29 protein-coding genes and 1 tRNA gene are annotated in these 23,547 nt (G+C 60.6%); 11 read left to right on the top strand and 19 right to left on the bottom strand.

All coding sequences use genetic code 11. The features are described from left to right. Positions 1-300: 300 nt before the first annotated feature. Positions 301-1,203, bottom strand: coding sequence for a LysR family transcriptional regulator (locus AC2ISB_RS11705; protein WP_486575133.1), 903 nt, complete (start codon positions 1,201-1,203; stop codon positions 301-303). 234 nt (positions 1,204-1,437) lie between these two features. On the opposite strand from AC2ISB_RS11705, the gene murI reads away from it, so the two are divergent. The 5 genes from murI to AC2ISB_RS11680 all read left to right on the top strand — a co-directional run bounded on the left by murI (position 1,438) and on the right by AC2ISB_RS11680 (position 5,141). Beyond that, the gene (gene murI / locus AC2ISB_RS11700) at positions 1,438-2,250 is read left to right on the top strand and encodes a glutamate racemase (RefSeq protein WP_339108385.1); all 813 of its coding nucleotides are present in this window, start codon (positions 1,438-1,440) and stop codon (positions 2,248-2,250) included. A gap of 170 nt (positions 2,251-2,420) precedes the next feature. Then, a complete protein-coding gene (gene argC / locus AC2ISB_RS11695) occupies positions 2,421-3,449 on the top strand; it encodes an N-acetyl-gamma-glutamyl-phosphate reductase (RefSeq protein ID WP_339108384.1) in 1,029 nt (342 codons plus the stop codon). Positions 3,450-3,505: 56 nt separating this feature from the next. Then, a complete protein-coding gene (gene ccmE / locus AC2ISB_RS11690) occupies positions 3,506-3,949 on the top strand; it encodes a cytochrome c maturation protein CcmE (RefSeq protein WP_339108383.1) in 444 nt (147 codons plus the stop codon). Positions 3,950-4,035: 86 nt separating this feature from the next. Continuing rightward, positions 4,036-4,647 carry a holin-associated N-acetylmuramidase gene (locus tag AC2ISB_RS11685; protein ID WP_486575131.1) on the top strand — a complete coding sequence of 204 codons (612 nt, stop codon included), beginning with the start codon at positions 4,036-4,038 and terminating at the stop codon, positions 4,645-4,647. Further along, a complete protein-coding gene (locus AC2ISB_RS11680; RefSeq protein ID WP_406721388.1) occupies positions 4,638-5,141 on the top strand; it encodes a holin family protein in 504 nt (167 codons plus the stop codon). The genes AC2ISB_RS11685 and AC2ISB_RS11680 overlap by 10 nt, the downstream gene beginning before the upstream one ends. A gap of 277 nt (positions 5,142-5,418) precedes the next feature. Here the strand turns inward: AC2ISB_RS11680 and AC2ISB_RS11675 are convergent, their stop codons facing one another. Together AC2ISB_RS11675 and AC2ISB_RS11670 are read right to left on the bottom strand one after the other, a co-directional pair. Further along, the gene (locus AC2ISB_RS11675) at positions 5,419-5,787 is read right to left on the bottom strand and encodes a helix-turn-helix transcriptional regulator (protein WP_486575129.1); all 369 of its coding nucleotides are present in this window, start codon (positions 5,785-5,787) and stop codon (positions 5,419-5,421) included. Between the two features lie 257 nt (positions 5,788-6,044). Next, positions 6,045-6,134 (bottom strand) — tRNA-Ser (locus tag AC2ISB_RS11670). Between the two features lie 217 nt (positions 6,135-6,351). On the opposite strand from AC2ISB_RS11670, the gene AC2ISB_RS11665 reads away from it, so the two are divergent. Genes AC2ISB_RS11665 through AC2ISB_RS11655 form a run of 3 tightly spaced genes read left to right on the top strand, consistent with a single transcriptional unit; the run spans position 6,352 to position 9,191 of the window. Then, a complete protein-coding gene (locus AC2ISB_RS11665; protein WP_406721378.1) occupies positions 6,352-7,365 on the top strand; it encodes a TRAP transporter substrate-binding protein in 1,014 nt (337 codons plus the stop codon). Positions 7,366-7,368: 3 nt separating this feature from the next. Further along, positions 7,369-7,911, top strand: a complete 543-nt coding sequence (locus AC2ISB_RS11660) for a TRAP transporter small permease (protein ID WP_486575127.1) — start codon at positions 7,369-7,371, stop codon at positions 7,909-7,911. Beyond that, positions 7,911-9,191 carry a TRAP transporter large permease gene (locus tag AC2ISB_RS11655; protein ID WP_406721377.1) on the top strand — a complete coding sequence of 427 codons (1,281 nt, stop codon included), beginning with the start codon at positions 7,911-7,913 and terminating at the stop codon, positions 9,189-9,191. The genes AC2ISB_RS11660 and AC2ISB_RS11655 overlap by 1 nt, the downstream gene beginning before the upstream one ends. A gap of 34 nt (positions 9,192-9,225) precedes the next feature. Here the strand turns inward: AC2ISB_RS11655 and AC2ISB_RS11650 are convergent, their stop codons facing one another. Both AC2ISB_RS11650 and scpC read right to left on the bottom strand, forming a co-directional pair. Next, entirely contained in the window at positions 9,226-9,834 is a 609-nt protein-coding gene (locus tag AC2ISB_RS11650) for an exopolysaccharide biosynthesis protein (protein WP_486575125.1), read from the bottom strand. 63 nt (positions 9,835-9,897) lie between these two features. Beyond that, the gene (gene scpC, locus AC2ISB_RS11645; protein ID WP_486575124.1) at positions 9,898-11,430 is read right to left on the bottom strand and encodes a succinyl-CoA:acetate CoA-transferase ScpC; all 1,533 of its coding nucleotides are present in this window, start codon (positions 11,428-11,430) and stop codon (positions 9,898-9,900) included. 397 nt (positions 11,431-11,827) lie between these two features. On the opposite strand from scpC, the gene AC2ISB_RS11640 reads away from it, so the two are divergent. Then, a complete protein-coding gene (locus AC2ISB_RS11640) occupies positions 11,828-12,001 on the top strand; it encodes a hypothetical protein (protein ID WP_339108369.1) in 174 nt (57 codons plus the stop codon). Between the two features lie 29 nt (positions 12,002-12,030). Here the strand turns inward: AC2ISB_RS11640 and AC2ISB_RS11635 are convergent, their stop codons facing one another. The 4 genes from AC2ISB_RS11635 to rplS form a co-directional block, all read right to left on the bottom strand. Continuing rightward, positions 12,031-12,840 carry a division plane positioning ATPase MipZ gene (locus AC2ISB_RS11635; protein ID WP_486575122.1) on the bottom strand — a complete coding sequence of 270 codons (810 nt, stop codon included), beginning with the start codon at positions 12,838-12,840 and terminating at the stop codon, positions 12,031-12,033. A 130-nt stretch (positions 12,841-12,970) separates the two neighbouring features. Then, positions 12,971-13,837: a Hint domain-containing protein gene (locus AC2ISB_RS11630; RefSeq protein ID WP_486575120.1), complete on the bottom strand. Its 867-nt coding sequence runs from the start codon at positions 13,835-13,837 to the stop codon at positions 12,971-12,973. 215 nt (positions 13,838-14,052) lie between these two features. Beyond that, a complete protein-coding gene (rpmE, locus tag AC2ISB_RS11625; RefSeq protein ID WP_339108366.1) occupies positions 14,053-14,274 on the bottom strand; it encodes a 50S ribosomal protein L31 in 222 nt (73 codons plus the stop codon). A gap of 11 nt (positions 14,275-14,285) precedes the next feature. Then, positions 14,286-14,663, bottom strand: coding sequence for a 50S ribosomal protein L19 (rplS, locus tag AC2ISB_RS11620; RefSeq protein WP_339108365.1), 378 nt, complete (start codon positions 14,661-14,663; stop codon positions 14,286-14,288). Between the two features lie 353 nt (positions 14,664-15,016). Between rplS and AC2ISB_RS11615 the strand changes: the two genes are divergently transcribed. Beyond that, positions 15,017-16,108, top strand: coding sequence for an acyltransferase family protein (locus AC2ISB_RS11615; protein ID WP_486575117.1), 1,092 nt, complete (start codon positions 15,017-15,019; stop codon positions 16,106-16,108). Here the strand turns inward: AC2ISB_RS11615 and trmD are convergent. The 10 genes from trmD to AC2ISB_RS11565 form a co-directional block, all read right to left on the bottom strand. Next, a complete protein-coding gene (gene trmD, locus AC2ISB_RS11610) occupies positions 16,056-16,883 on the bottom strand; it encodes a tRNA (guanosine(37)-N1)-methyltransferase TrmD (protein ID WP_486576798.1) in 828 nt (275 codons plus the stop codon). The two genes, AC2ISB_RS11615 and trmD, sit on opposite strands and share 53 nt — an antisense overlap. A gap of 60 nt (positions 16,884-16,943) precedes the next feature. Then, positions 16,944-17,444 (bottom strand): ribosome maturation factor RimM, encoded by a 501-nt coding sequence (rimM, locus tag AC2ISB_RS11605; protein ID WP_339108363.1) that lies wholly within the window; start codon positions 17,442-17,444, stop codon positions 16,944-16,946. Between the two features lie 3 nt (positions 17,445-17,447). Then, positions 17,448-18,089, bottom strand: a complete 642-nt coding sequence (bluB, locus tag AC2ISB_RS11600) for a 5,6-dimethylbenzimidazole synthase (RefSeq protein WP_339108362.1) — start codon at positions 18,087-18,089, stop codon at positions 17,448-17,450. A gap of 2 nt (positions 18,090-18,091) precedes the next feature. After that, positions 18,092-18,454 carry a 30S ribosomal protein S16 gene (gene rpsP / locus AC2ISB_RS11595; protein ID WP_339108361.1) on the bottom strand — a complete coding sequence of 121 codons (363 nt, stop codon included), beginning with the start codon at positions 18,452-18,454 and terminating at the stop codon, positions 18,092-18,094. Between the two features lie 48 nt (positions 18,455-18,502). Continuing rightward, the gene (locus AC2ISB_RS11590; protein ID WP_339108360.1) at positions 18,503-18,799 is read right to left on the bottom strand and encodes a chorismate mutase; all 297 of its coding nucleotides are present in this window, start codon (positions 18,797-18,799) and stop codon (positions 18,503-18,505) included. After that, entirely contained in the window at positions 18,796-19,332 is a 537-nt protein-coding gene (locus AC2ISB_RS11585) for a GNAT family N-acetyltransferase (protein ID WP_486575116.1), read from the bottom strand. The genes AC2ISB_RS11590 and AC2ISB_RS11585 overlap by 4 nt, the downstream gene beginning before the upstream one ends. Beyond that, positions 19,329-19,841 carry a GNAT family N-acetyltransferase gene (locus AC2ISB_RS11580; protein ID WP_339108358.1) on the bottom strand — a complete coding sequence of 171 codons (513 nt, stop codon included), beginning with the start codon at positions 19,839-19,841 and terminating at the stop codon, positions 19,329-19,331. The genes AC2ISB_RS11585 and AC2ISB_RS11580 overlap by 4 nt, the downstream gene beginning before the upstream one ends. Beyond that, positions 19,841-21,346: a signal recognition particle protein gene (ffh, locus tag AC2ISB_RS11575; RefSeq protein WP_339108357.1), complete on the bottom strand. Its 1,506-nt coding sequence runs from the start codon at positions 21,344-21,346 to the stop codon at positions 19,841-19,843. Before ffh ends, AC2ISB_RS11580 begins: the two co-directional genes overlap by 1 nt. 177 nt (positions 21,347-21,523) lie before the next feature. Further along, positions 21,524-21,859, bottom strand: a complete 336-nt coding sequence (locus tag AC2ISB_RS11570; RefSeq protein ID WP_406721366.1) for an antibiotic biosynthesis monooxygenase family protein — start codon at positions 21,857-21,859, stop codon at positions 21,524-21,526. Positions 21,860-21,931: 72 nt separating this feature from the next. Further along, on the bottom strand, positions 21,932-22,501 hold the full coding sequence (locus AC2ISB_RS11565; RefSeq protein ID WP_339108355.1) for an FMN-dependent NADH-azoreductase: 570 nt from the start codon (positions 22,499-22,501) through the stop codon (positions 21,932-21,934). Positions 22,502-22,616: 115 nt separating this feature from the next. Between AC2ISB_RS11565 and AC2ISB_RS11560 the strand changes: the two genes are divergently transcribed. Further along, a complete protein-coding gene (locus AC2ISB_RS11560) occupies positions 22,617-23,501 on the top strand; it encodes a LysR family transcriptional regulator (protein WP_339108354.1) in 885 nt (294 codons plus the stop codon). Positions 23,502-23,547 lie beyond the last annotated feature (46 nt).

The raw sequence follows: 23,547 nt of genomic DNA, 5'->3' as shown, positions 1-23,547 counted from the left end.
TCTGCGAAATATGCGATTTTTACCGGCGGTGTCCGGTGCTTGGCAAGGCGTGCCTGCGGGAAGCTTTCGTGAGGAGGAGCCAAAAAAAAGGCCGAGCAAAGCTCGGCCATAGTCCAACAGGGAGGTAGAAGCTGATGAGCGTTTCCGCATGCCATCTGCTTCTGCGCCTGAAATATGTGCAGTTTATGAATCGTTCAAGGGTTTTCTGGAAAGGTTTTTGCAGAGCCGCTATGCGTTGGCGGCATGTATGGCCCGCCGCGCCTCCTTGCGCGTTTGTTGCGGGCCGGATGCCGGAGCCTGTCAGCTTTGGTTTTCGCTTGCCTGAACACGGCGATAGGCCTGGATCTCTTCCTGAATGAAGTCGCGGAACGCGGTGACACGCCGCGATTGGCGCAGCTCTTCCGGATAGGCCAGAAACACCGGGACTTCATTTGAATCGATGTCGTGCAGGACCCGTTCGATCTTGTTGTCGACGGTGAGATAATCGGGGAGGATGCCGATGCCCACATGGTTCAGGACAGCCTGAAGGATGCCGAAATAATTGTTCACGGTCAGTGTGCTGGGCATTTCATAGGCCAGCGCGCGCTGTGCAAGCGCGGCGCCCGCCGCCACTTGCGGCACCGAGGGGCTTTGGCAGATCAGGCGGTGTTTCTTGAGATCTTCAAGCGTTTCCGGACGCCCGTGCTGTTCGAGATATTGCGGGGTCGCGTAGAAGCGCATCCGGATATTCAGAAGCCGTTTGCGCACCAGATCGGCCTGTGCGGGCTCTTTCATGCGGATCGCCACATCGGCTTCGCGCATCGGCAGGTCCAGCACGCGCTCTTCCAGCATTAGGTCGATCTTCAGCTCGGGATATTTCTCGTAAAGCTTGTTGAGACGCGGAGCCAGCCACATGGTCCCAAAGCCGGTGGTCGCGGTTACCCGCAGGTCGCCATAGACCTCTTCCTCCGAATCGCGGATGCGGGCCGAGGCGGCATCGAGCTTTTTGGCCATCGTCGAGGTGGCGTCAAACAGCAGTTCGCCCTGCTCGGTCAGGATCAGGCCGCGCGCATGACGGTGGAACAGGGTCGTGCCCAGCATTTCTTCGAGCGAGCGGATCTGACGGCTGACCGCCGATTGTGACAAGTGCAGCGCGTCGCCTGCATGGGTCAAAGACCCCGCATCGGCCACCGCGTGAAAGATTCGCAGCTTGTCCCAGTCCATCACGCCCTCTATTTCCTTAGCCAGTCTTACGATATCTGCATAACAGCTATGCTTTTATAGACGAAGCCCCTAGATCACAAAGAGAAACCGTGCCGCAGGTGCAAACAATCGCGGAACGTGTCCTTTCCGTCCTGATTTGAGGCGCTTGCTCACATTATTACGTCTTTCCATCCGGGATCATGCAGGCGTAAAACACTTGCAAAACGATGGGCGACAATCCGGAAGGAGTATCCAATGGCGGTCGGCATTTTCGATAGCGGTCTTGGCGGGCTGACGGTTTTGGATGCGGTGTCCCGGCGGTTGCCGGAGGTGCCTTTTGTCTATCTGGGCGATAACGCGAATGCGCCTTACGGGGTGCGCGATGCCGAGGATATCTACAACCTGACCACGCGGGCCGTCGAGCGCTTGTGGGAGGAGGGCTGCGATCTGGTCATTCTGGCCTGCAATACGGCCTCGGCTGCGGCGCTCAAGCGGATGCAGGAAACGTGGCTGCCCAAAGACAAGCGCGTCTTGGGGGTTTTTGTGCCGCTGATCGAGGCGCTGACCGAGCGCCAATGGGGCGATAACTCGCCGCCCCGCGAGGTCGAGGTCAAGCATGTGGCGCTTTTTGCGACCCCTGCCACTGTCGCGAGCCGTGCGTTCCAGCGTGAACTGGCGTTTCGTGCGATCGGTGTGGATGTCGAGGCGCAACCCTGTGGTGGCGTGGTTGATGCGATCGAGGAGGGCGATGACATTCTGGCGGAGGCGCTGGTGAAATCACATGTCGAGGCGCTGCGCCGTCGTATGCCCCGCCCCGATGCGGCGATCCTTGGCTGTACCCATTACCCGATCATGCAGCAGGCCTTCCAAGAAGGTCTTGGCCCTGATGTGAAGGTTTACAGTCAGGCCAATCTGGTTGCGGAAAGTCTGGCGGACTATCTGGAGCGTCGTCCCGAATTTATCGGCGCCGGAACGCAGACGAAGTTCCTGACGACGGGGGATCCCGGCCATGTTGCCAATCATGCAACCCGTTTCCTGCGTCGCAAGGTTGTCTTCGAGCAGGCTTGATCTGTCGCAAGGTCGGTAAAAATCCTGCGTGATAACTTGACGGGCGCGGGCACAACGCGGAAAACAGCGTCAAACTGGGTGGTCTGGCCAAAAGGGGCGGGCCAGTCCGGCTTTGTCGTGGCTTACAAACAGGTTTGGTCCGCGCCGGATCGCCTGCGAAAGGATCGCATATGACCCAGAAAATCGCCATTCTCGGGGCGTCCGGCTATACCGGTGCCGAGCTTGTCCGCTTGATTGCAACCCATCCCACGATGGACATCGTCGCTTTGTCCGGCGAGCGTAAGGCCGGTATGGCGATGGGGGATGTGTTCCCGCATTTGCGACATCTCAATCTTCCGAACCTTGTGAAAATTGAGGAAATCGATTTTTCCGGCGTGGATCTGGCTTTCTGTGCCCTGCCGCATGCGACCTCGCAGGAGGTTATTCGCGAACTTCCGAAAGATCTGAAGGTCGTTGATCTGTCGGCTGATTTCCGTCTGCGCGATCCGGCGGAATACGAGAAATGGTATGGCAAGCCGCATTGCGCCGTCGAGATGCAGAAAGAGGCGGTCTACGGGCTGACCGAATTCTACCGTGACGACATCCGTAATGCGCGGCTTTGCGCGGGCACCGGCTGTAACGCGGCGGCGGGGCAATATGCGATCCGCCCGCTGATCGAGGCGGGGGTGATCGATCTGGATGACATCCTGCTGGATCTCAAGAACGGGGTCTCGGGGGCAGGGCGCTCGCTGAAGGAAAACCTTCTGCATGCCGAGCTTTCGGGCGGCACCTATCCCTATTCGGCGGGCGGCAAACACCGCCATCTGGGCGAGTTCGATCAGGAATTCTCGAAGATTGCGGGGCGTCCGGTGCTGGTGCAGTTCACGCCGCATCTGGCCCCGATGAACCGTGGCATTCTGGCCTCGGCCTATGTGAAGGGCGATCCGGAGGCGGTCTATAAGGCCTTGGCGGACCGTTACGCGGCCGAGACCTTTATCGAGGTGCTACCTTTTGGCGGCTTGCCTTCAACGCGGTCTGTGGCAGGGTCCAATTTCGTGCATGTGGGCGTAAGTGCGGATCGTATTCCGGGCCGTGCGCTGGTTGTTGTGGCGCTTGATAACCTATGCAAGGGCTCTTCGGGTCAGGCGCTGCAAAACGCCAACCTGATGCTGGGCAATGAGGAAACCGCAGGGCTGATGCTGGCCCCCGTGTTCCCGTAAGATCTGATCATCAAGGCCAGACCGCCCATCCGGTGGTCTGGCATCATGGGGAAGCGATGAAAAGTCTCAAGAAGAAACGCCGTATTCAGGTTCTGGTGGCCGCGGCTGTTGCGCTTGTCGTGGCGGTTGCGATGATCGGCTATGCGTTCCGCGACGGGATCAACTATTTCCGCGCTCCCTCACAACTGGCCACAGAGCCGGTCCGGCCCAATGAAGTGTTCCGTCTGGGTGGGCTGGTCGCCCAAGGATCGATCAAACGTGACCCCGATGGCACGATCCATTTTGCTGTGACCGATGGCGGTGCCACTGTGCCTGCCCGTTTTAATGGTGTGCTGCCCGATTTGTTCAAGGAAGGGCAGGGCATGGTGGGCACGGGGAAGATGGAAGATGGCGTCTTTGTCGCCAGCGAAATTCTTGCCAAGCATGACGAAAATTATATGCCCAAAGAAGTTGTGGACGCGCTCAAGGAACAGGGTGTTTACGAGCCGCCTAAAAGCTGAGGCGGCAACGCGCGGACGTTGCGGCTTCCGCTGTTTAACCTTTGCCTGTGAGGATTTTTCCCGTGAGATCAATCGGGAGAACAGGCATGCCAAGCGTGAGAGAGATTGCCGAAGGGATCGTGGCCCGTGAGGGAGGGTTTGTAAATGACGCCTCCGATCCGGGAGGCGCGACCAATTATGGTGTGACCATCCATACGATGCGGAAGCTCGGATTGGACCTTGATCATGACGGAAAGATCACGGAAGCCGATGTGCGTCGGCTGACCCGTGCACAGGCGGTCGATATCTTTGTCCGGCATTATTTCGATGAGCCTGGGTTGGGGCAACTGCCCGAGATGTTGCAGGCCTCGGTTTTCGACATGTATGTCAATGCCGGCCGGAATGCCGTGAAAATCCTGCAGCGTCTTCTGAACGACATGGGGCAATCGGTTGGGGTCGACGGTCTTCTGGGGCCACAGACGGTTTCTGCGGCGCAGGCGGCGGCACGGGCCGCCCCCGCGCATATTGCCGATGCCTATGGGATTGCGCGCCGGAACTATTACTACGCGCTGGCCGATAGCCGTCCTGCCAGCCGCAAATACGCCACCACCCGCAAGGGGCGCAAGGGGGGCTGGATTACCCGCTCGGAAGAATTCATCTCGCCGCGCTTTCATCTGAGCGATGCCGAGCATCAGGCACGGGTGGCAGCATGGGGTTGATCGGCAGGCTCTTCGGGAGCGCGGGCGGGGCGGCGGCAATCGGCAGTGCCGCCAGTCAGGTTGCAGAGATATTCACGGTGAATGCGACGAAGAAGATGGAAACGTCGCATGATGCGTTCATGGCCACCCAGCGTGCCTATGGCGAGGAATTCTCCCAGCCGCGCGCATGCTGGTTTGACGGTTTCGTCAACGGCCTGAACCGCTTGCCACGACCGCTTCTTGCGTTGGGGACGCTGGCTTTGTTCATCTATGCGATGGTCAATCCGGCCTCTTTTGCACAGCGCATGGTTGGTCTTTCCTATGTGCCCGAGCCGCTTTGGTGGCTGCTGGCGGCGATTGTCGGGTTCTATTTCGGTGCGAGAGAGGCGCATTACTTTCGTACCCCGAAACCAACGACCCCCGCGTCCACCGCGCCCAGCACCACCCCGTCCAGCACCACCACGCCGCTCGCGACAAACCCCGCGCTGGAGGAATGGAAACAAAAGGGCGGTTGAAGAGTAATCGCTTCATACCGGATGAGATGGCGGGTTTCTTCGTGTAGCTGCCTATGGCGCACCGAATGTGGCGAATAGGGTTCTGTTACGTGTTTGCTTGCGAGGGCAAATGCTTCCGTTACTGCTCGGGCGCTGTGCATGGGGTGCAGCGGCATGGCAGATGGCGAAGACCTGATCGGGCGCGTCCGAGCCGTCTATCAGCGCGAAGACGCGGTAGGTGTCGAATGAGATTGGCCTTTGTCCGCTCTGATCGCCAGCTACTATCAGACGAGTGACTTCACGAGGCTTGCTTCCGCTCCTGTGCCCGCAGGAGATCATGCGCATCGAGATCCGTAATTGCCCAGCGGGTCGTGCCGGACCCAAACCGGTAGGGCTGCGGAAATTTATCGATTTTGAGCCAGCGCCAGATGGTCGGCACGGAAACCGAATAGCGCTGGGCAACTTCTCCCACAGAAATGAAGCGCGGGCTCGGCTCGGCCTCTAGGGGAGGAGGGTTGTTGTGCTGCTGGGCTTCTCGCGGCGCAGAAGGCGTGGCGCGGCGCGATTTCGTGCCCACTTCCGCGAGGGGCTTAGGCGTAGCGCGAGACGGCTCATTCGTACGAGCTTCAGAAGGGAAAAAACTAAATTGTTCGGTGTCATAAGACATGACGACGCCCCTATTAAGGTAGGCGCTCGGTCACTTCTTATGTCCAAGCTGGAGTTTCGATGTGGAAAACTCAGTCACATCTTGTGCCCAAGGGATTGGCCGATTCGGAGGGCATCGTGCCACATGAATTCGACTGATCCCCATTAAAACGATCTGAGACGATATGACCAGTGGAAATTTATCGCAAAGCTTGTGTGGGGCTGGCGGGAGGGGCTTCGTATTTAGTTTAAATAAATCAGGTTGTTGCGTCGATTTATTGGCGGATGGGGTGGGATTCGAACCCACGGTACGGTTCCCCGCACGCTAGTTTTCAAGACTAGAGCCTTAAACCACTCGGCCACCCATCCATGCGCCTCGGCGTCATACGCCTTGGCGTTTGACGGGTCTAATCGCTTGTGGGGCCGCTGGCAAGAGACCGGCCTTCTCGGAAGGGCGCAATTTACAGCAGTTTGTTGCCGGGAAGGCGCAAATTGGAATAACTCGCGCGCCGATACCTTCCATCTGCCGATGTGGCGGGCCTAATATCGCGAAAATCCGGAGCATAGTTACAGGAAGGTTCCGCCCATGGCCCGTTTCGCTTTGTTGTCTTCTGCCGCGCTTATGGCGCTGGCTTTGCCGGTTTCGGCCCAGACCAATCTGACTGTGGCCAACTGGCTTCCGCCCTCGCATCCGCTGGTCGCGGACCTGATCGTGCCGATGACCAAGGCCATTGAGGAGGCCACTCACGGCGAGGTCAAGGCAACCCTGCTTCCGGCTCCGCTTGGCCCGCCCGCCGCACATTTCGATTTTGCCGTCAATGGGGTGGCCGATATTACCTTCGGGGTGCAGGGCTATAATCCGGGCCGGTTCAAAACCACCAATATTGTCGAACTGCCGTTTCTGGGCAATTCGGCGGAGGCGGTCTCGGTGGCCTATTGGCGCACCTTCCAGACGATGCTGCAGGACGCGGGCGAATATAAAGACGTGCATGTTCTGGCCGTTTTCAGCCACGGTCCGGGGGAAGTTTTCCTGAAGGATGGCGATGTGTCGGATATCGACGTGCTCAAGGGGCGCAAGATCCGTGTCGGGGGCGGGATCGTGCATGAAATCGTCTCGAAGCTCGGGGCGGTGCCTGTGGAGGGGCCGTCGTCGAAATCCTACGAACTGCTGAGCCAAGGTGTGGCCGATGGCATTACCTTCCCCTATGAATCGGTGAATTTCTTCAAGCTGATCCCCCAGTTGAACAAGGCGATTGCCGTGGATGGCGGGCTGTATAACACGTCCTTCTTCATTGTGATGAACAAGGCGAAATGGGATAGCCTCTCGCCCGAGGTGCAGGAGGAGATCAACTCGGTCACGGGGGAGGTTCTTGCGCGCAAGGCGGGGCAGATGTGGGATCGGGCCGATGCCGCAGGCCGCGAGGCGATGAAGGGCAAGATCGAGATTACGCCTGCGACCGATGCGCAAATGGCGGCGTGGAAGACCGCGCTGCAGCCGCTTGTCGATGCCAAGATCGAAGAAGCCTCAAGCGCGGGGATCGACGGGCAGGAAGCCTATGATTTCCTCAAATCCGAAATCGCCAAAGCCTCTGCCGAGTAACCTGTGACACACGAGAACTTTCCGCGCGTGCCCGAGACGGATCCGTCTTCGGGCCGCGATAGGGCACCGGTGCCCCGAAACTGGCCGCGGCTTGCGCTGGGGGTCGTCTGTGGCGCAATGCTTCTGGCGATGATGGCGCTGACGGTGGTGGATGTCATCGGGCGCTATGTGTTTGTCGCGCCGCTGCAAGGGGCCACCGAGCTGACCGAAATGCTGCTATGCGCGGTGATCTTTCTGGGGCTGCCTGCCGTCTGCTTCGACCGTGACCATGTGACGGTCGATCTGGTGATCGACCGCTTGCCGGCCTGCGTGCAGCCGTGGCGGGAGCTGGCCACTTCGTTGCTGTCTGCTGTGGTTCTGGGGATCGTATCATGGCGGATCTGGGTCTATGCGGGGCAGAAGGCCAGCTATGGCGAGGCCACCAATTCCCTGCGTCTTCCCATCGCGCCACTGGGCTATCTCTGCGCGCTCTGTTGTGCGCTTGGCGTTGTGCTGACCGTGGTGGCGGCGCTGCGGCAGTTGACCTTTCAGCTTTGGAGGCGGTGATGGAGCATTGGCCTGTAGGTCTGGCGATCCTGATCGTCCTGTTGCTGGCAGGGGTGCCGATCGCTTTTGCTTTGGCCGGTGTCGGCCTTGTGGGCGTGGCGATGATCATCGGCTGGACGCCAGCCCTTTCTCTGATCGGGTCGGCATTTTTCGACAACGGGCGGGAATATTCGCTGTCGGTGCTGCCGCTTTTTCTGATGATGGGCAATTTTGTGGTGCAGTCGGGGATCGCCTCCGAGCTGTATAACTCGGCCTATGCATGGCTGCGCCATCGCAAGGGCGGGCTGGCGATGGCCACTGTGGTGGCCTGCGGGGCGTTTTCCTCGGTCTGTGGTTCGTCAATGGCAACTGCGGCCACGATGACGCGGATCTCGCTGCCCTCCATGCGGCGCTTCGGCTATCCCGACAGGCTGTCGACGGCCTCGATTGCGGCGGGGGGAACGCTGGGCATCCTGATCCCGCCCTCGGTCATTCTGGTGTTTTACGGCATCATGACGCAGCAGGATATCGGCAAGCTGTTTCTGGCGGGGATCATCCCCGGCCTGATCGGGATTGTCGGTTATGCGCTGGCGGTGAAGATTTCCATCGGGATGCGCGGGATTGACCTGCCCGTCGAAGCGAAACTGCCGCTGATCGAACGGTTTCGGGCGCTCAAGGGCACGGCGGGCGCTTTGGTGCTGTTTGTTTTCGTGATGGGCGGGATCTATCTGGGGGTTTTTACCCCCACCGAGAGCGCAGGCATGGGGGCAGCGGGCGCGCTGTTGCTGGTGGTCGTGTCGGGCAAGTTCACATGGGGCGGCTTGCTGAATGTGCTCTATGATACGATGAAGACCACCGCGATGATGTTTTTCATCCTTTTCGGCGCGCTGAGTTTCACCAATTACGTCAATATGTCCGGCATGACGGGCGATATCCAGAACTGGCTGTCGGTGTTCGGAGGCAGTCCCGTAGCGATGATACTGGCCATTCTGGTGATCTATCTGGTGCTGGGATGCATGCTGGAAGGTCTGTCGATGATCATGCTGACCGTGCCGGTCTTCTATCCCATCGTGGCGGCTCAGGGCTTCGATCTGATCTGGTTCGGCATTTTCGTCGTTGTGATCACCGAAATCAGCTATATCACCCCGCCGGTCGGGATGAATGCCTTTGTGTTGCGGTCGGTCGTGCCGGATGTACGGCTGGGCACCATCTTCCGCGGGCTGCTGCCTTTTGTGGCGATGGACATCGTCCGCATCGGCCTGATTATCGCCTTCCCGTCGCTGGTGCTCTTGCTGACCTGACCCATGCGCCGGAGCCGTTGGTTTGGTGGAGCGCTCAGGCGGCGAGGGTGCCGGTGACGGCCCAATAGCCGACGCCGCCCGCCAGTCCGATAAAGCATAGCCCGAACAATGCGATCAACCCGTCGCGCACCAGAAGTGACAGGGCCAGAAGGGTGACCGCCGCGCCAAGGATGGACGAGCTGAACGGCACCAGCTCCAGAAAGGGCATGGCGGCTCCGCATAAAAGGCAGGCGCCCTGTGTGACCCAGCGAAAGGGGCGATGCGTGAAAAGGCGCAGCCGTTCCTTGGTGTGCAGGTCCATCCACCGCGCAATACCCTGCAACTTGCCCGTCGCTTTGCGCAGCTTGTCGCCCGCGATATGGCGGCGCGTCAGCAGGCGCGGCAGCCAGAGATGGTCTCGCCCCAGCAGCATCTGTGCCGAGATCAGCGCGATCAGGATGCCGCAGGCACTCGAGAAGAGTGGGATGCCCGAGAGCGGGCTGACCACGAAAAGGGCAGGCACCAGTAGCACGGGCACGAAAGAGGCGCCGCCCAAAGAGCCAAGCACATCCTCGATGCGGATCTCGTCTTCGTCTCTCGCGCGCGCATCAATGGCGGCGACAATATCGCGGACGGCGCGTCTGGTCTGGGTCTGGTTTTGCATAAAAATACCTCTGCGGGGAAACCCCGCAGAGGTCATCTGGTTCCGGTGCGAAACGGCTTCAGGTCAGACCTTCATCGAGCCGGTTTCGATGAAGCGCTGGTGCCAGCTTAGCGATTCATTCAGCAGATGCGGGCTCTGCTGGGCATAGCTGCCCTTTTTCGCACGTTCGAAATAATCGCGCAGCATCGGACGATAATAGGGATGGGCGCAGTTTTCGATGATCTTCTCGGCGCGCTGTTTGGGCGAGAGCCCGCGCAGATCGGCCAGACCCTGTTCGGTCACGATCACTTGCACGTCCTGATTGATGTGATCGACATGGCTTGCCATCGGCACGATGGCCGAAATGGCGCCGCCTTTGGCGGTCGAGGGGGTCATGAAGATCGAGACATAGGAGTTGCGCGCGAAATCACCCGAGCCGCCAATGCCGTTTTGCATTTTCGAGCCCATGATCTGGGTCGAGTTGACGTTGCCGTAGATATCCGCCTCGATCAGGCCGTTCATGGCGATACAGCCCAAGCGGCGCACCAGTTCGGGATTGTTCGAGATATCTTGCGGACGCAGCAGCAGCTTGTCGCGGAAGAAGGCCGCATTCTGGTTGAAATACTCGGCTTTTTCCGGCGAGAGCGAGAAGGCCGTGGCCGAAGCCATGCGCAGGGTGCCCGCTTCAAGCATATCCAGCATGCCGTCCTGAATCACCTCGGTGAAGGCGGTCATGTCCTCGAACGGCGTATCGATCAGCCCCGCCATCACGGCATTGGGCACGTTGCCGACACCCGATTGCAGCGGCAGAAGCGAATTGGGCAGGCCGGCGCGCTTGGCTTCCCATTTCAGGAAGTCCAGAATATGGCCTGCAATCGCATTGGCCGTATCATCGGGCGGCGAGAAGGGGGCGTTCCGGTCGGGGCTGTCGGTGACGACCACGGCCACGACCTTCGACGGGTCCACGTTGAAATAGGGCTGACCGATGCGGTCATCCGATTTCAGGATCGGGATCGGTTTGCGATGCGGCGGCAGCGCGGTGCCGTAATAGATGTCATGCATCCCGTCCAGCAACTCGGTCTGCCAGCTATTCACCTCAAGGATGATCTTATCCGCCAGATCCAGCCATGTCTTGTTATTGCCAACCGAGGAGGACGGGATCAGTTGACCGTCTTCGGTAATGCCCGAGATCTCGACCACGGCGGTGTCAAGCTTGCCCAGAAACCCTTCCCACGCCATCGGTGCAACCTGGCTGAGATGGATGTCGAAATAGGACATTTCGCCATTGTTGATCTGCTGGCGCGCGATCGGGTCCGAGTTGAAGGGCAGGCGGAAATCGATGCCATTGGCTTTGGCCAATGCGCCATCCAGTTCGGGGCCGGTAGAGGCGCCGGTCCAGATCGAGACCTTGAATTTCTCACCGCGGGCATGGGCCTCTTCGATTCGCTTGGCCAGCGCCTGCGGAACGGCTTTGGGATAGCCCGAGCCGGTAAACCCCGACATGCCGATAATGGCGCCGGGGTTGATCAGGGCGGCAGCATCCTCTGCCGACATGATTTTACGTTTAAAAACATCACTACGAATGCGTGAACTACTCACTTTGACATCAAAGCTCATGGGGTCCTCCTCAGGTGCTACCTCGGGGCCAAATAGCAGCGGGGCTCCTCAAGCACCCGCTATGACCAATGCTCAGTGGTAGCGTATTGTCGCCAGACTTCCTTTACGCATCGTGATTGTCCATAGTCTGGCAGCTATGCACTGTATGCATATGTATACGATAAGCAGGGTAAGGCTTGAAAACTTCTGTGTTTTCCATGTTTCCGCAGGATCGTTATATTTTTAGAAAATCAAAATTGCCGGAGTGTTGCCGGTCCTTGCCATCCGGTGACCGCCAATTTGCCCAGATCATGGCCTCCTTTGCCCGAGCTGAAGGTTCGAAATTTATCTAATCTATTTTTCGCGTTTAAGGCGAATCGGATTACATTGAGCTTGCTTATAGTGTCGGGAGGATATTATGCACCCAGTCTTCACCCTGTCCGGCGTCCTGTCGTTTCTGTCAGTGCGCCGTGATCCGAAAATCGATGCGCGGCTGACCGATCTGGGGCTGCGCAAGGCGCGCAGACATAGCTGCCCCATCTCGCCTTTCAGGCCGGTTTCGCCGTTCAGAGTGGTCCACCATGCCCTGTGACGCGGGGCAAAGGCGGCCTGATGCGGCGTTCAGAAATCGACCTCGACCCCCGGCAGGTTCAACTCTTTCATCAGATCGCGCAATTCCTGCCGGGCGGCGATATTTGACATGTTCAGGTTCTCGACGCCCAGATCCTTCAGATCCAGCAATGTGATGCCGCGCGGAAAGAGTTCGCGGAAGATGACCCGCTCGGAGAAGCCCGGCGCAACACGGAACCCGATTCGCTTCGATAGCTGTTCAAGCGCGGCTCCGACCTTGCGTTTGTTATGCATCTGTTGGGCACCCAGACGGTTGCGCAGCACGATCCAGTCAATGGGCTTCATCCCCGCACGGGCGCGCAACTGACGTGCCGACCAGACCATCTCCGAATAGATCGATGGCCCTGTGACCTTTGATGTATTCGGGTCAATCCGTGCCAGAAGGTCGAAATCGATAAAGCTGTCATTGAGCGGCGTGATCAGCGTGTCGGCCAGAGAATGCGCGACCTGACTGAGCCGCGTATGCGAACCGGGACAGTCGATCATGATGAAGTCGCAGCTTGTCTCCAGCTCGGTCACCGCTGCGGACAGGCGGTAGTCATAGGGGTTCTCGCCCGGAGGCAGGCTGGCGGCGTCGATCTCGGGCAATGTGCGATAATCGGGGCAGGGCAGGGTAACGTCCTCGCGCTCCATAAAGGCGCGACGGTTTTCGACATAGCGCCCCATTGAGCGTTGGCGCAGGTCAAGATCCAGCGCGCCCACGCGCCACCCCATGCGCACCAGCGCCGTTGCTACATGCATGGAGGTGGTCGATTTGCCCGACCCGCCCTTTTCATTGCCAGTCACGATGATATGCGCCAACTCTGCCGTCCTCACGTCATCTTGCGGGTGATCTTTATGACGTGACTATAGGGGGGAAGGCACAGCGGGGAAAGCGGAGTTGCACAAGAGTTTCCGCTTTGTCACATGTGGGTAAGATATTGATGTCGTGTTACATCATCTGACGGGCCAGAATGGCTTCGGGGCCTTTCAGGCTGGCGCGCGCGGCGGGATAGGCCTGCTCGGGGGTGCCGTCTTCCAGAGCCCCTTCCAAGGCCGGAAACAGCGTCAGGATTTCGGTGCGCTGCGCCGTCTCCATCGCGCCCATCACCTGGCAGCCGGGCTGGAAGCTCTCGCTCCAGACGCCATTGGCCAGAACCACCTCGTGGTGGTCGAACATCATGTGGATATAGGTCACGCTGTCGGGTCGGATCGCATGGATGCCGCGCGCCCCACAAAGATGGGTCGCCGCAATCAGCATTTCGTCTTCCGAAAAAGCCAGTTGCAGTTCCGGCCCGCGCAGAAGCATCCGGTGCTGCGGGCTGACCAGCAGATCAATGGCGGGCAGACCATCGCCCAGACTGCCTGCCGGAATGCGGATGGGGCGCAAGGCGGGGGCGTCCAGCGCCTCTGCCCCCAGGCTCCTGGCCCCCAGCCAGCGGATCGCCTGTAGCCCGTTGTCGCGGGTCACGACCTGATCGCCCAACCGGAGTTCCTCGATCCTGCGCGGCCCCTGCGCCGTCATGATCTGCGCACCGGGGGTGAAGCAGGGCACCCCGTTATGGTTGTCATCGGACCCGTTGCAGTCATCCTCGTGGTGGTTGCCCCCATTTCCATCGGGAGGAAACGTGCCAGAGCCGGAATTGCCCTGACCACCGGTGTTGCAGGTGTCGTCATGCCCTTGGGGAGAGGATGGCTGGCTATTGCACGCGTCCTGATGGTCGTTGGACTGGCTGTTGCAATTATCCTGCTGCCCCGAAGCGCCCTGCGCATTTCCCTGCGTGGTGCCGTTTGAAGCGTTGTTATTGCTCTGGGTCATGCCGGTCTCCTGTCTGGGGGCAGCCACATGCGCGAGGCGAGAACCCATCTGTTCAACGTGTCAGGGACGGTGATCCGGCGTATATTTGTTCTTATGGAGATTGGCGGTTAGCCAAGGAAACCCTTCCTGCGCGATCGAACGGGCGCAATGAAAAATGGGGCGCAACGAAAAAGGGCGCGCCAGTGGCACGCCCTTCATCATAACGGCAGGTCGGATCAGAAGCCCAGACCGGCATATTTGTTTTTGAACTTCGACACGCGGCCACCGGTGTCCATCAGGCGCGAGCTTGCACCGGTCCATGCCGGGTGCGAGGTCGGGTCGATGTCGAGGGTCATGGTGTCGCCATCTTTGCCCCAGGTCGAGCGCGTTTCGTAGGAGGAACCATCGGTCATCTTGATGGTGATGGTGTGGTAATCGGGATGAATTTCCGCTTTCATCGATCCGCTCCTCAAGCTTCGGTTTTGGGTTTGTAGGTGGTGTCTTCGGCGATACGTGCCGATTTACCGCGACGCGAACGCAGGTAGTAGAGTTTCGCACGGCGCACACGGCCACGACGCACGACTTCGATCGAGTCGATGTTGGTCGAGTACAGCGGGAACACACGCTCCACGCCTTCGCCGAAGGAGATCTTGCGAACGGTGAACGAGGCAGCAAGGGTCGAACCGCCTTTGCGCGAGATGCAGACGCCTTCATACATCTGAACGCGCGAGCGGGTGCCTTCGGTCACTTTATAGCCAACGCGAACGGTGTCGCCGGCTTTGAAATCCGGAATGGTTTTGCCGAGGCTGGCGATTTGTTCCGCCTCGAGTTGTGCGATCAGGTTCATCGCATGTCCTTTCATCTACTCACGGTATTGCCGTGAAGGTGGTTTCACGCCTCAGAGCTCCGGGTCTTCGCGGGTCCGCCATACTGCGCCCACCGGAGGATTCAGGTCATCCTTTAGCTGCTTTTTTCAGGCCGCAATGTGGCGGTGAAGGCGCCGCCGCGTGGTTACAGAAAAAAGGTCCGGTCACCGATTCCGGTACGGACCTGCGCGCTATACGGCCAAATGCGGTTTCGATCAAGCATAGAAGCACCGCGCCGTCCGAATTTCGGCCCGGTCGCCTGGATCGGACTATCAGTCTTTTAACCCCGATCTGCCACCCTGCGCCGGTACGAGTGTCAGTCGGGGTGCCATGAATGTCCAAGCCGGAAACCAAACGCTTGCCCGCTTTGCAGATTTTGCGGGCAATCGCGGCATTGGCCGTGGTGGGGCACCATATTCTTGACCAGCTTTGGGGAAATCTCGGAGTGGCCAGTCTGGCACAATCGCTGGATCTGGGCGCGCGCGGCGTGGGGCTGTTTTTTGTGCTGAGCGGTTTTATCCTCTGGCAGGTCCATCACCACGAGGCAGGCCAGCGCGCAGCCTTGGGGCGCTTTGCCTATAAACGTGTCAGCCGCATCCTGCCCTTCACGCTGATCGCGGCGACGGCGTGGGTGGGCATCGTGGCAGTGGCGGGCCGTTTCGGTGCGGACGCCAGTGGCGGCGGTTTTACCTCATGGCTGTCCTCCGCCTTCCTTCTGCCGCTGGAAAAACCCTATCCCGGCGTGCTCTGGTCCTTGCGCCACGAGGCGCTGTTCTATCTGGTCTTCCTTGTCCTTTTCCTCTCGCCGCGCGGTTTTGCATGGCTGTTCGGCGGGTGGATGCTGGCATCGGCGCTTGTGCCTGCGGGGGTGCCATCCCCGATGCGGCACGCGCCCGATATTCTGTGGGTGACCGCGTTCTCCAGCGCCAATCTTCTTTTCCTGCTGGGAATCCTTGCCGCGATCGCCCATCAGAAGCTGCCCGCATTCCGGATCGGGGGGCGCGGCACGGTGCTTGCCTTTGCGGGCGTCGTGGTGATGGCGCTTTGGGCGGGGCAGGGGAAATATGACCTTGGAACGGTGGCGGGTTTCGGCACGGCCTGCGCCGTGCTTACGCTGGTGGCCGCCCGCAGCACGTTCCGCCTGCGCTGGCTGGAATATTGCGGCGATGCCAGTTTTTCGATCTATCTCGCCCATCACCTGGCCCTGCCGCTGGTCTATGTCGGGCTGACGCGCTGGACCACGGATGCGGGGCTGATTTTTGTGGCCGAAGCCGTGCTGCTGGTCGGGGTCGGTCTGCTTGGCTATCGCTGGATCGAGACGCCGGTCCTGTCTTGGCTCAATGCCCGCGCTCCCGTGCGGGCGCGCCTGCGGCCTAGCGCTTGGACTGATGCGCGTCCCACATATCAGGGCGACGCTCGGCGGTGATCTTTTCGCTCATCTCGCGGCGCCATTTCTCGATCTTGCCGTGATGGCCGGACATCAGCACCTCGGGGATGGCGCGGCCCTCCCATTCGGCGGGGCGGGTATATTGCGGATGTTCCAGAAGCCCGTTGGAATGGCTTTCCTCCACCGCCGAGTCGGCATTGCCCAGCACACCGGGCAAAAGGCGCACGGTGGCGTCGATCATCGCCTGCGCGGGCAACTCGCCCCCTGTCAGGACGAAATCCCCCATCGAGACTTCCTCGATGCCGAAATGCTCCAGCACGCGCTCGTCCACGCCTTCAAAGCGCCCACACAGGATGGTCATCCCGTCGGCCGCCGCGAAACGCCGCGCCATCGCCTGATCAAACCGCTTGCCGCGCGGGGACATATAGACCACCGGCCAGTCGGCCTGCGGGTCCACGCCGCGCGCCGCCTCTTTTAGCGCCGCGCCCACCACATCGGGGCGCAGCACCATGCCCGCGCCACCGCCTGCGGGGGTATCATCCACATTGCGATGCTTGCCCACGCCAAAGCTGCGCAGGTTGATGGTCTCCAGTGCCCAAAGCCCCTGATCGCGGGCCTTGCCGGTCAGCGACAGCCCCAGAACCCCCGGAAAAGCCTCGGGAAACAGCGTGACAATCTTGGCCTTCCACGCGCGGGAAAGCTGCACGGGCTCGTCCATCAAGGACCGGACCTGATGGCTGGCGCTGATCGACACCCGCCCATGCGAACGGCTTGCCTTCGGCGGGACCGCTTCGGCCTGCGCCGCATTGCCCATCAGATTGCCAAGGCGCATCGCGCCCTTTTTCGGGGGGTCTTCGGGAGTGTCGGTCATGTCTTATACGTCTTCGGGCGGATCCGCCACGATCCGGCCTGCGGTCAGATCGACGGTCGGCACAACGGCCATAGTGAAGGGCAAGAGCAGGGGCTGGCTCTCGCCTGCTGTGGTGATTTCCAGAAAATCGCCCGCGCCATAATTCTGCACGGCGCGCACCGACCCGAGCACCGCGCCGCCGGTATCCACAACCGTCAGTCCGATCAGATCGGCGTGATAGAATTCGTCATCGGGGAGATGGGGCAGCATATCGCGATCCACCCAGAGCGAGACGCCCTTCAGCGCATCGGCCTCTTCCTTGGTCTCGACGCCGCTCAGATAGGCGCCGATGCCGCCCTTGATCGCGCGCAGATCGGTCAGATCAAAGGCGCGCTTGCCGTCTTCGGTGTAAAGCGGCGCGTAATCGGCAATGGCCAGCGGGTCGGCGCAGAAGCTCTTCAGCCGCACCTCGCCCTTGACCCCGAAAGCGCCCGCAATGGCTCCGACACAGGTCCGTTCTGTCATGGCTTATCTCCGCTCTAGTTTGGGCAGCCCGTCGCGGGTTTCCCAGCCAAGCTGCTCCAGCTCGGGGGTCGGCTGCGACCGTTCCGGCCAGCCGATACACAAATAGCCGATCAATTTCCAGCTCTCAGGCACATCCAGTGATTTTGCCAGTGCCTCGGGGTCCAGAATAGACACCCAGCCCATCCCCACCCCCTCGGCGCGAAGGGCAAGCCACATCATCGTCATGGCGGCCACGACCGAATAGGCACGCATTTCGGGCATGGATCTGGCCCCCAGACCGGCCCCTTTGACCGTGCCGGTATCGCAAAACACCGCCAGCTGGACAGGGGCTTTCTGCATGCCCGAAAGTTTCAGCCCCGCATAGAGCGTCGCGCGATCAATGTCGCCACCGGCCTGATAGGCGGCCAGCGCTTCGGCATTGGCGGTCTGGAAATTGGAAAGCGCCGCAGCACGGGCCGCGGCGCTTTCGACATTGATCACGCGCCACGGTTCGGACAGGCCGACCGATGGTGCGCGGGAAAATGCGTCCAGCCCCCGTGCAAGGATCTCTTCGGGCACAGGATCGGTGCGGAAGCGGCGCACATCACGCCGCCACAGCATCAACCGGTGCAGATCCTCGCGGAACTCGGGGGAGAACGCGTCCAAGATCAGGCCTCGGAGGCCTCAGCAGCCGCAGCGGCTTTCTCGGCTTTTTCTTTTGCGCGCTCTTGGGCTTTCTTGCCCGGCTCTGCTTTCTTCATGTTCTTACGCTCGGTTTTCGGCAGAGCACCGGCGTTTTCAAGGAAGCGTGCCACACGGTCGGTCGGCTGTGCGCCTTTGCTCAGCCAGTACTGAACGCGCTCCATGTTCATTTTCACGCGCTCTTCGCTGTCTTTTGCGAGAAGCGGGTTATAGGTGCCCAGCTTCTCGAGGAAGCGGCCGTCACGCGGCATGCGCGAGTCGGAAGCAACGATTGCGTAGAAGGGGCGCTTTTTGGAACCACCGCGTGCGAGACGGATTTTCATAGCCATGGGTTGATCTCCTTTGAATGGCTGGTGTCGGACCTGTTTCGGGGTCCGTTACTTTTGGAACTGTTCGTGATGCCGGATAACTTCCGAGATCACGAAATTCAGGAATTTCTTTGCAAATTCCGGGTCGAGACCGCTGTCGTCGGCCAGTTTTTCCAGACGTGCGATCTGGGTCTTCTCCCGGTCGGGATCCGAGGGAGGAAGGTCGTGCTCTGCTTTCAGCTTGCCCACCGCTTGGGTCTGGGCAAAGCGCTCGGCGAGCGTATAGATCATCACCGCATCCAGACGGTCGATACTGTCGCGGTGCTCCTTGAGAAGCTCTGCGGCGCGGCTGGTTGCATCACTCATGCAAGGTCCTCCGGCTTGGGATGGCGGTAAACAAGGCAGGGCTTGCCAAGCGGCGTGGCGGCCTGCGGATCAAGGCGGCAGCCCAGACGCTCGGCCAGCGCGGCAGAGCGGCTATTGGCGGCATCGACATAGCTGACAACGCTGTCCCAGCCCAGATCGGTGTAAAGATGGGCGCGCGCCATTGCGGCAGCTTCGGCCATGAGGCCACGGCCCTCATTGGCGCCATCCCACAGATTCCACAGGATTTCCGCCTCGGGCCAGCCATGCGGTTGCCACGGGCCGACAAGGCCCAGACCACGGTCGCTGTCTTGGGTGGTCACCACGAAAGGCCCCCAACCATGCATGACCCAATGGCCGATCACCGCAGACCAGCCACGCCAGACAAGCCCTTCGTCAAACTCGGGGGCAGGGCGGATAAAGACAGACCGATCAGAGGCCTGAAAGTCGCGCCAATGCGGATAGTCATGGGCGGCAGGCGCTCGCAGAACCAGCGCCTTGCTATGCAGAACAGGGGTAGGGGACAGCGCGATCATGGCTGACCTCCCATCGGGTGGCGATAGACCAGCTGGCCCTTCACCGCAGGCAGCGCATCACGGTCCAGCTTGGCCCCGATGCGTTCGGCCAGCGCGACCGAACGCGCATTGCCCGGCATGATATAGCTGACCAGCGGGCGCTTCCAGTTCAGGTCGGTGGCCGCGAAATCGCGCATCTTGCGTGCCGCTTCGGTCATATAGCCCTGACCTTCGAAGCCGGTGAAAGCGATCCAACCCAACTCGCGTTCAGGAAAATGCGGCAGATCGTTCAGCGTCACCTGACCCACCAGCTGGCGGTCGGATTTGCGCACCACGGCCAGCGCACCGCAGCCCTTCAGCGCCCATTGCGCCACGTCGGACGCAAAATGGAACCACGCCGCCTTCACATCATGCGGCCCGCCCAGATAGCGCGCCCGCGCAGACTTCATCACCTCCGCAAAAGCGGGGAAATCCGACATGTCATGCGGACGCAGCGTCAGGCGCTCGGTATGAAGGACGGGCGCGACCATTACTTCTTCTTGCCAAAGCCCCCAAGGCCACCCAAGCCCCCAAGACCGCCCATGCCACCCAGTCCGGGCATGTTCTTCGGCAGGGTCTGGCCCAGCATCTTGGTGGCTTCTTCCATTTTGGCGGGGTCCATCTCGCCCGCATTGGGCAGACCGCCGAATTTGCCAGTCATCGCGGCCATCGCGCGTTTCAGGGCGCCGCCCTTCATCTTGCCCAGCTTCTTCATGGTGTCGCCCATCTGGCGCTGCATCTTCAGAAGCTTGTTCAGCTCGGCCACATCCATGCCCGCACCTTTGGCGATACGCTCCTTGCGCGAGGCTTTCAGCATCTCGGGCTTGGCGCGCTCTTCTTTGGTCATCGACTGGATCAGCGCGATCTGGCGGCGGATCATCTTGTCGTCGAAACCGGCGGACTCGGCCTGTTTGGCCATTTTGCCCATGCCCGGCATCATCGACATCACGCCCTGCATGCCGCCCATCTTCTGCATCTGCTCAAGCTGGGACTTCAGGTCGTTCATGTTGAAGAGGCCCTTCTGGAACCGCTTCATCATACGCTCGGCGGCCTCTTTCTCGAAGACCTCCTGCGCCTTTTCCACGAGAGCGACGATATCGCCCATGCCAAGAATACGGCCCGCGATACGCTCGGCCTCGAAGGTTTCAAGCGCCTCCATCTTCTCGCCCAGACCCACAAAGCGGATCGGCTTGCCGGTGGTCGCGCGCATCGACAGCGCCGCACCGCCACGGCCATCGCCGTCCATACGGGTCAGGACAACGCCGGAGATGCCGACTTTTTCCTCGAATTCCTGTGCAACCTCAACGGCGACCTGACCGGTCAGCCCGTCAACCACTAGCAGCGTCTCGCGCGGGTTGGCAACATCGCGGACCTGCTGGACCTCGGACATCAGCACCTGATCGATATGCAGGCGGCCCGCGGTATCGAGGATATAGACGTCATAGCCGCCCAGAGTGGCCTGCTGCTTTGCACGTTTGGCAATCTGCACGGCGGATTCGCCCTGCACGATGGGCAGGGTGTCGACGCCGATCTGGTTGCCCAGAATGGCCAGCTGCTCCATTGCCGCCGGACGGTAGATATCCAAAGACGCCATCAGCACGCGCTTCTTCTCGCGCTCTTTCAGGCGGCGGGCAAGCTTTGCGGTGGTGGTGGTTTTACCCGAGCCTTGCAGACCGACCATCAGGATCGGCGCGGGCGGGTTGTCGATCTTCAGCGCTCCGGCGTCATCATCGCCCGCAAGCATGGCGATCAGCTCGTCATGGACGATCTTCACGACCTGCTGGCCGGGGGTGATGGATTTGGTCACGGCAGCGCCGGTCGCCTTGGCCTCGACGGCCTTCACGAAGGACCGCACCACCGGCAGCGAGACATCGGCCTCAAGGAGCGCGGTGCGCACCTCGCGCAGCGCGGTCTTTACGTCATCAGCGGACAATGCCCCCTGCTTGGTCAGCCGGTCGAACACACCGCCAAGGCGATCTGAAAGGCTCTCGAACATGGCTCCCTCCTTGCATAAGGGCATCAGACAAACGACAAGCGCACCAGTGGGCGCAACGCGCTGACTGGTGGCGATCCCCGCCTCATGCGGGGACCGGAGGGCTCGTCCTCCGGGGAATCTCGGGACACTTAGTCAAAAAGGGCTGCGGAGTCAACCGCGCAAGGCGATTGCGGGGCGTTACCGTCCGTCGGGGCCCTCATACTGGCGTTCGATGCAGGCCACGCGCAGGGTATAATGATCATACCAGCGGGTCTTGCCCAGTTTCTGCGCCATCAGGTGGGTCGAGACCTGCTTCCAGCCGCGCACCGCTTCGGCATCGCGCCAATAGCTGATCGTAATGCCATAGCCGTGGCTGTCGCGCAGCGACTCGGCCCCGATATAGCCCGGCTGCTTGGCGGCCAGATCGGCCAGAAGATCCGCCATTTCGCCATAGCCCGCCTGGTCCGGCCCAAGCTGCGACGAAAAGATGACCGCGTGATAGGGCGGGTCCGGCAGGGGCGCGAAACGGGACATTGGTGGCGCTCCATGAAAAAGGCCCGCAACGCCATGTCGCGGGCCATACTCGTACACTACAACCGGCAGAACTCAGGCGGCAAGGCCCTTGATCTGCTCTTGTGCTTTGGCGATGGCTTCCGCCTCGCCCATAGCCACGCCCTCGGCAGAGACGAAGGTCACATCGGTCAGGCCGATAAAGGCCAGAACCTGCTTGATGTAGCTCGACGCGATGTCATAGCCCGACCCTTGCGGCACGCCGCCCGAGGCATAGGCCACGAAGACGCGCTTGGGCGATACCAGACCTTCGGGGCCGGATTCGGTGTAACGGAAGGTCTCGCCGACGCGGCAGATCATGTCGATCCATGCTTTCAGCGGGCCGGTCACGCCAAAATTGTAAAGCGGCATGCCGATGACGATCTCGTCGGCGGCTTTGAGCTCGGCAATCAGCGCGTCGGATTGTTTCAGCAGCTCTTTTTGCTCGGCGGTGCGGTTCTCGGCGGGGGTGTAGGCCGCGCCCAGCCATACGCCATCAATCAGCGGCAGGCCGGTGGTGTCGCGGGTGACGACGTCGCCGCCGAGTTTCTCGCAGATCATGCCCGTCAGTTTGCGGGTCACGGAAGCATCGCCCTTGATCGAGCTATCGATGCGCAGAATGGTCATTGGAATCTCCAATAGCGAAGAATGGGGAGGATTTTTTAGTCTGGCGCAAGATTGCCTCTTGCTACCTTGAACTCAACTGGCATGATCGCACGGAATTTGTTCGCGGGTGCACAGCATGAGTTTCGATAATTGGGATGAAATCAGAACGGCCTATCAAGTGGCGCGGGTCGGCACGGTTTCGGGGGCAGCCGAGGTGCTTGGTGTCCACCATGCGACCGTGATCCGCCATGTCGACGCGCTGGAGGCGCGGTTGGGGACGAAGCTGTTCCAGCGGCATCCGCGCGGCTATACGCCGACCGAAGCGGGGCATCAGCTTCTGGCCGTAGGGCAGGCGACCGAAGACCAGTTCAGCCAGCTGGCGGCCCGGATTGCCGGGGCAGGAGAGGAAGTGTCGGGCGAGCTGATCGTGACGTCCCTGCCGACAATCTCGACCCTGATCCTGCCGGCGCTGGAACAGATGCTGGTAGACCATCCCAAGCTGCAACTGCGCTATCTGACCGATCAGCGCGTGTTCCGGCTGGAATATGGCGAGGCGCATGTGGCCATTCGTGCCGGTAACCGCCCGACCGAACCCGATAACGTGGTGCAGCAGCTTTGCGCCAACCGCACCGGCCTTTATGCGGGCAAGAGCTATGTCGAGCGTTATGGCATGCCGACCGAAGAGACGCTGGACCAGCACCGTTTCATCGGGCCGGAGCAACGGGACAGCCGCGCGCCTTTCTGGCGCTGGATGAGCAATGCCGTGCCCGATGAATGCGTTGTTTTCCGTGCCAATGACCATGAGAGCCAGCTGGCGGCTGTGCGGCAGGGGCTTGGTCTGGGCTTCGTACCTTATAACGAAGGCCGCTCCGACAGCCGGATGGTCGAGGTTCTGCCGCCGCGACCGGAATGGGAATCCTCGCTCTGGCTGGTGACCCATGTCGATCTGCATCGCACGGCAAAGGTGCAGGCGGTGCTGAAAGTGCTGAAGGATCTGATCGGCAGCCCGCGCCCGAACTGAGGCCCGAACTGGGGTCTGAACTGGGGTCTGAATTGGGTCCCGAACC

This window comes from Thioclava sp. NS-SX20 (genome assembly GCF_057380695.1).
Note: the sequence above shows the minus strand (reverse complement) of the source record. Positions and strands in the feature narration are given on the sequence as shown.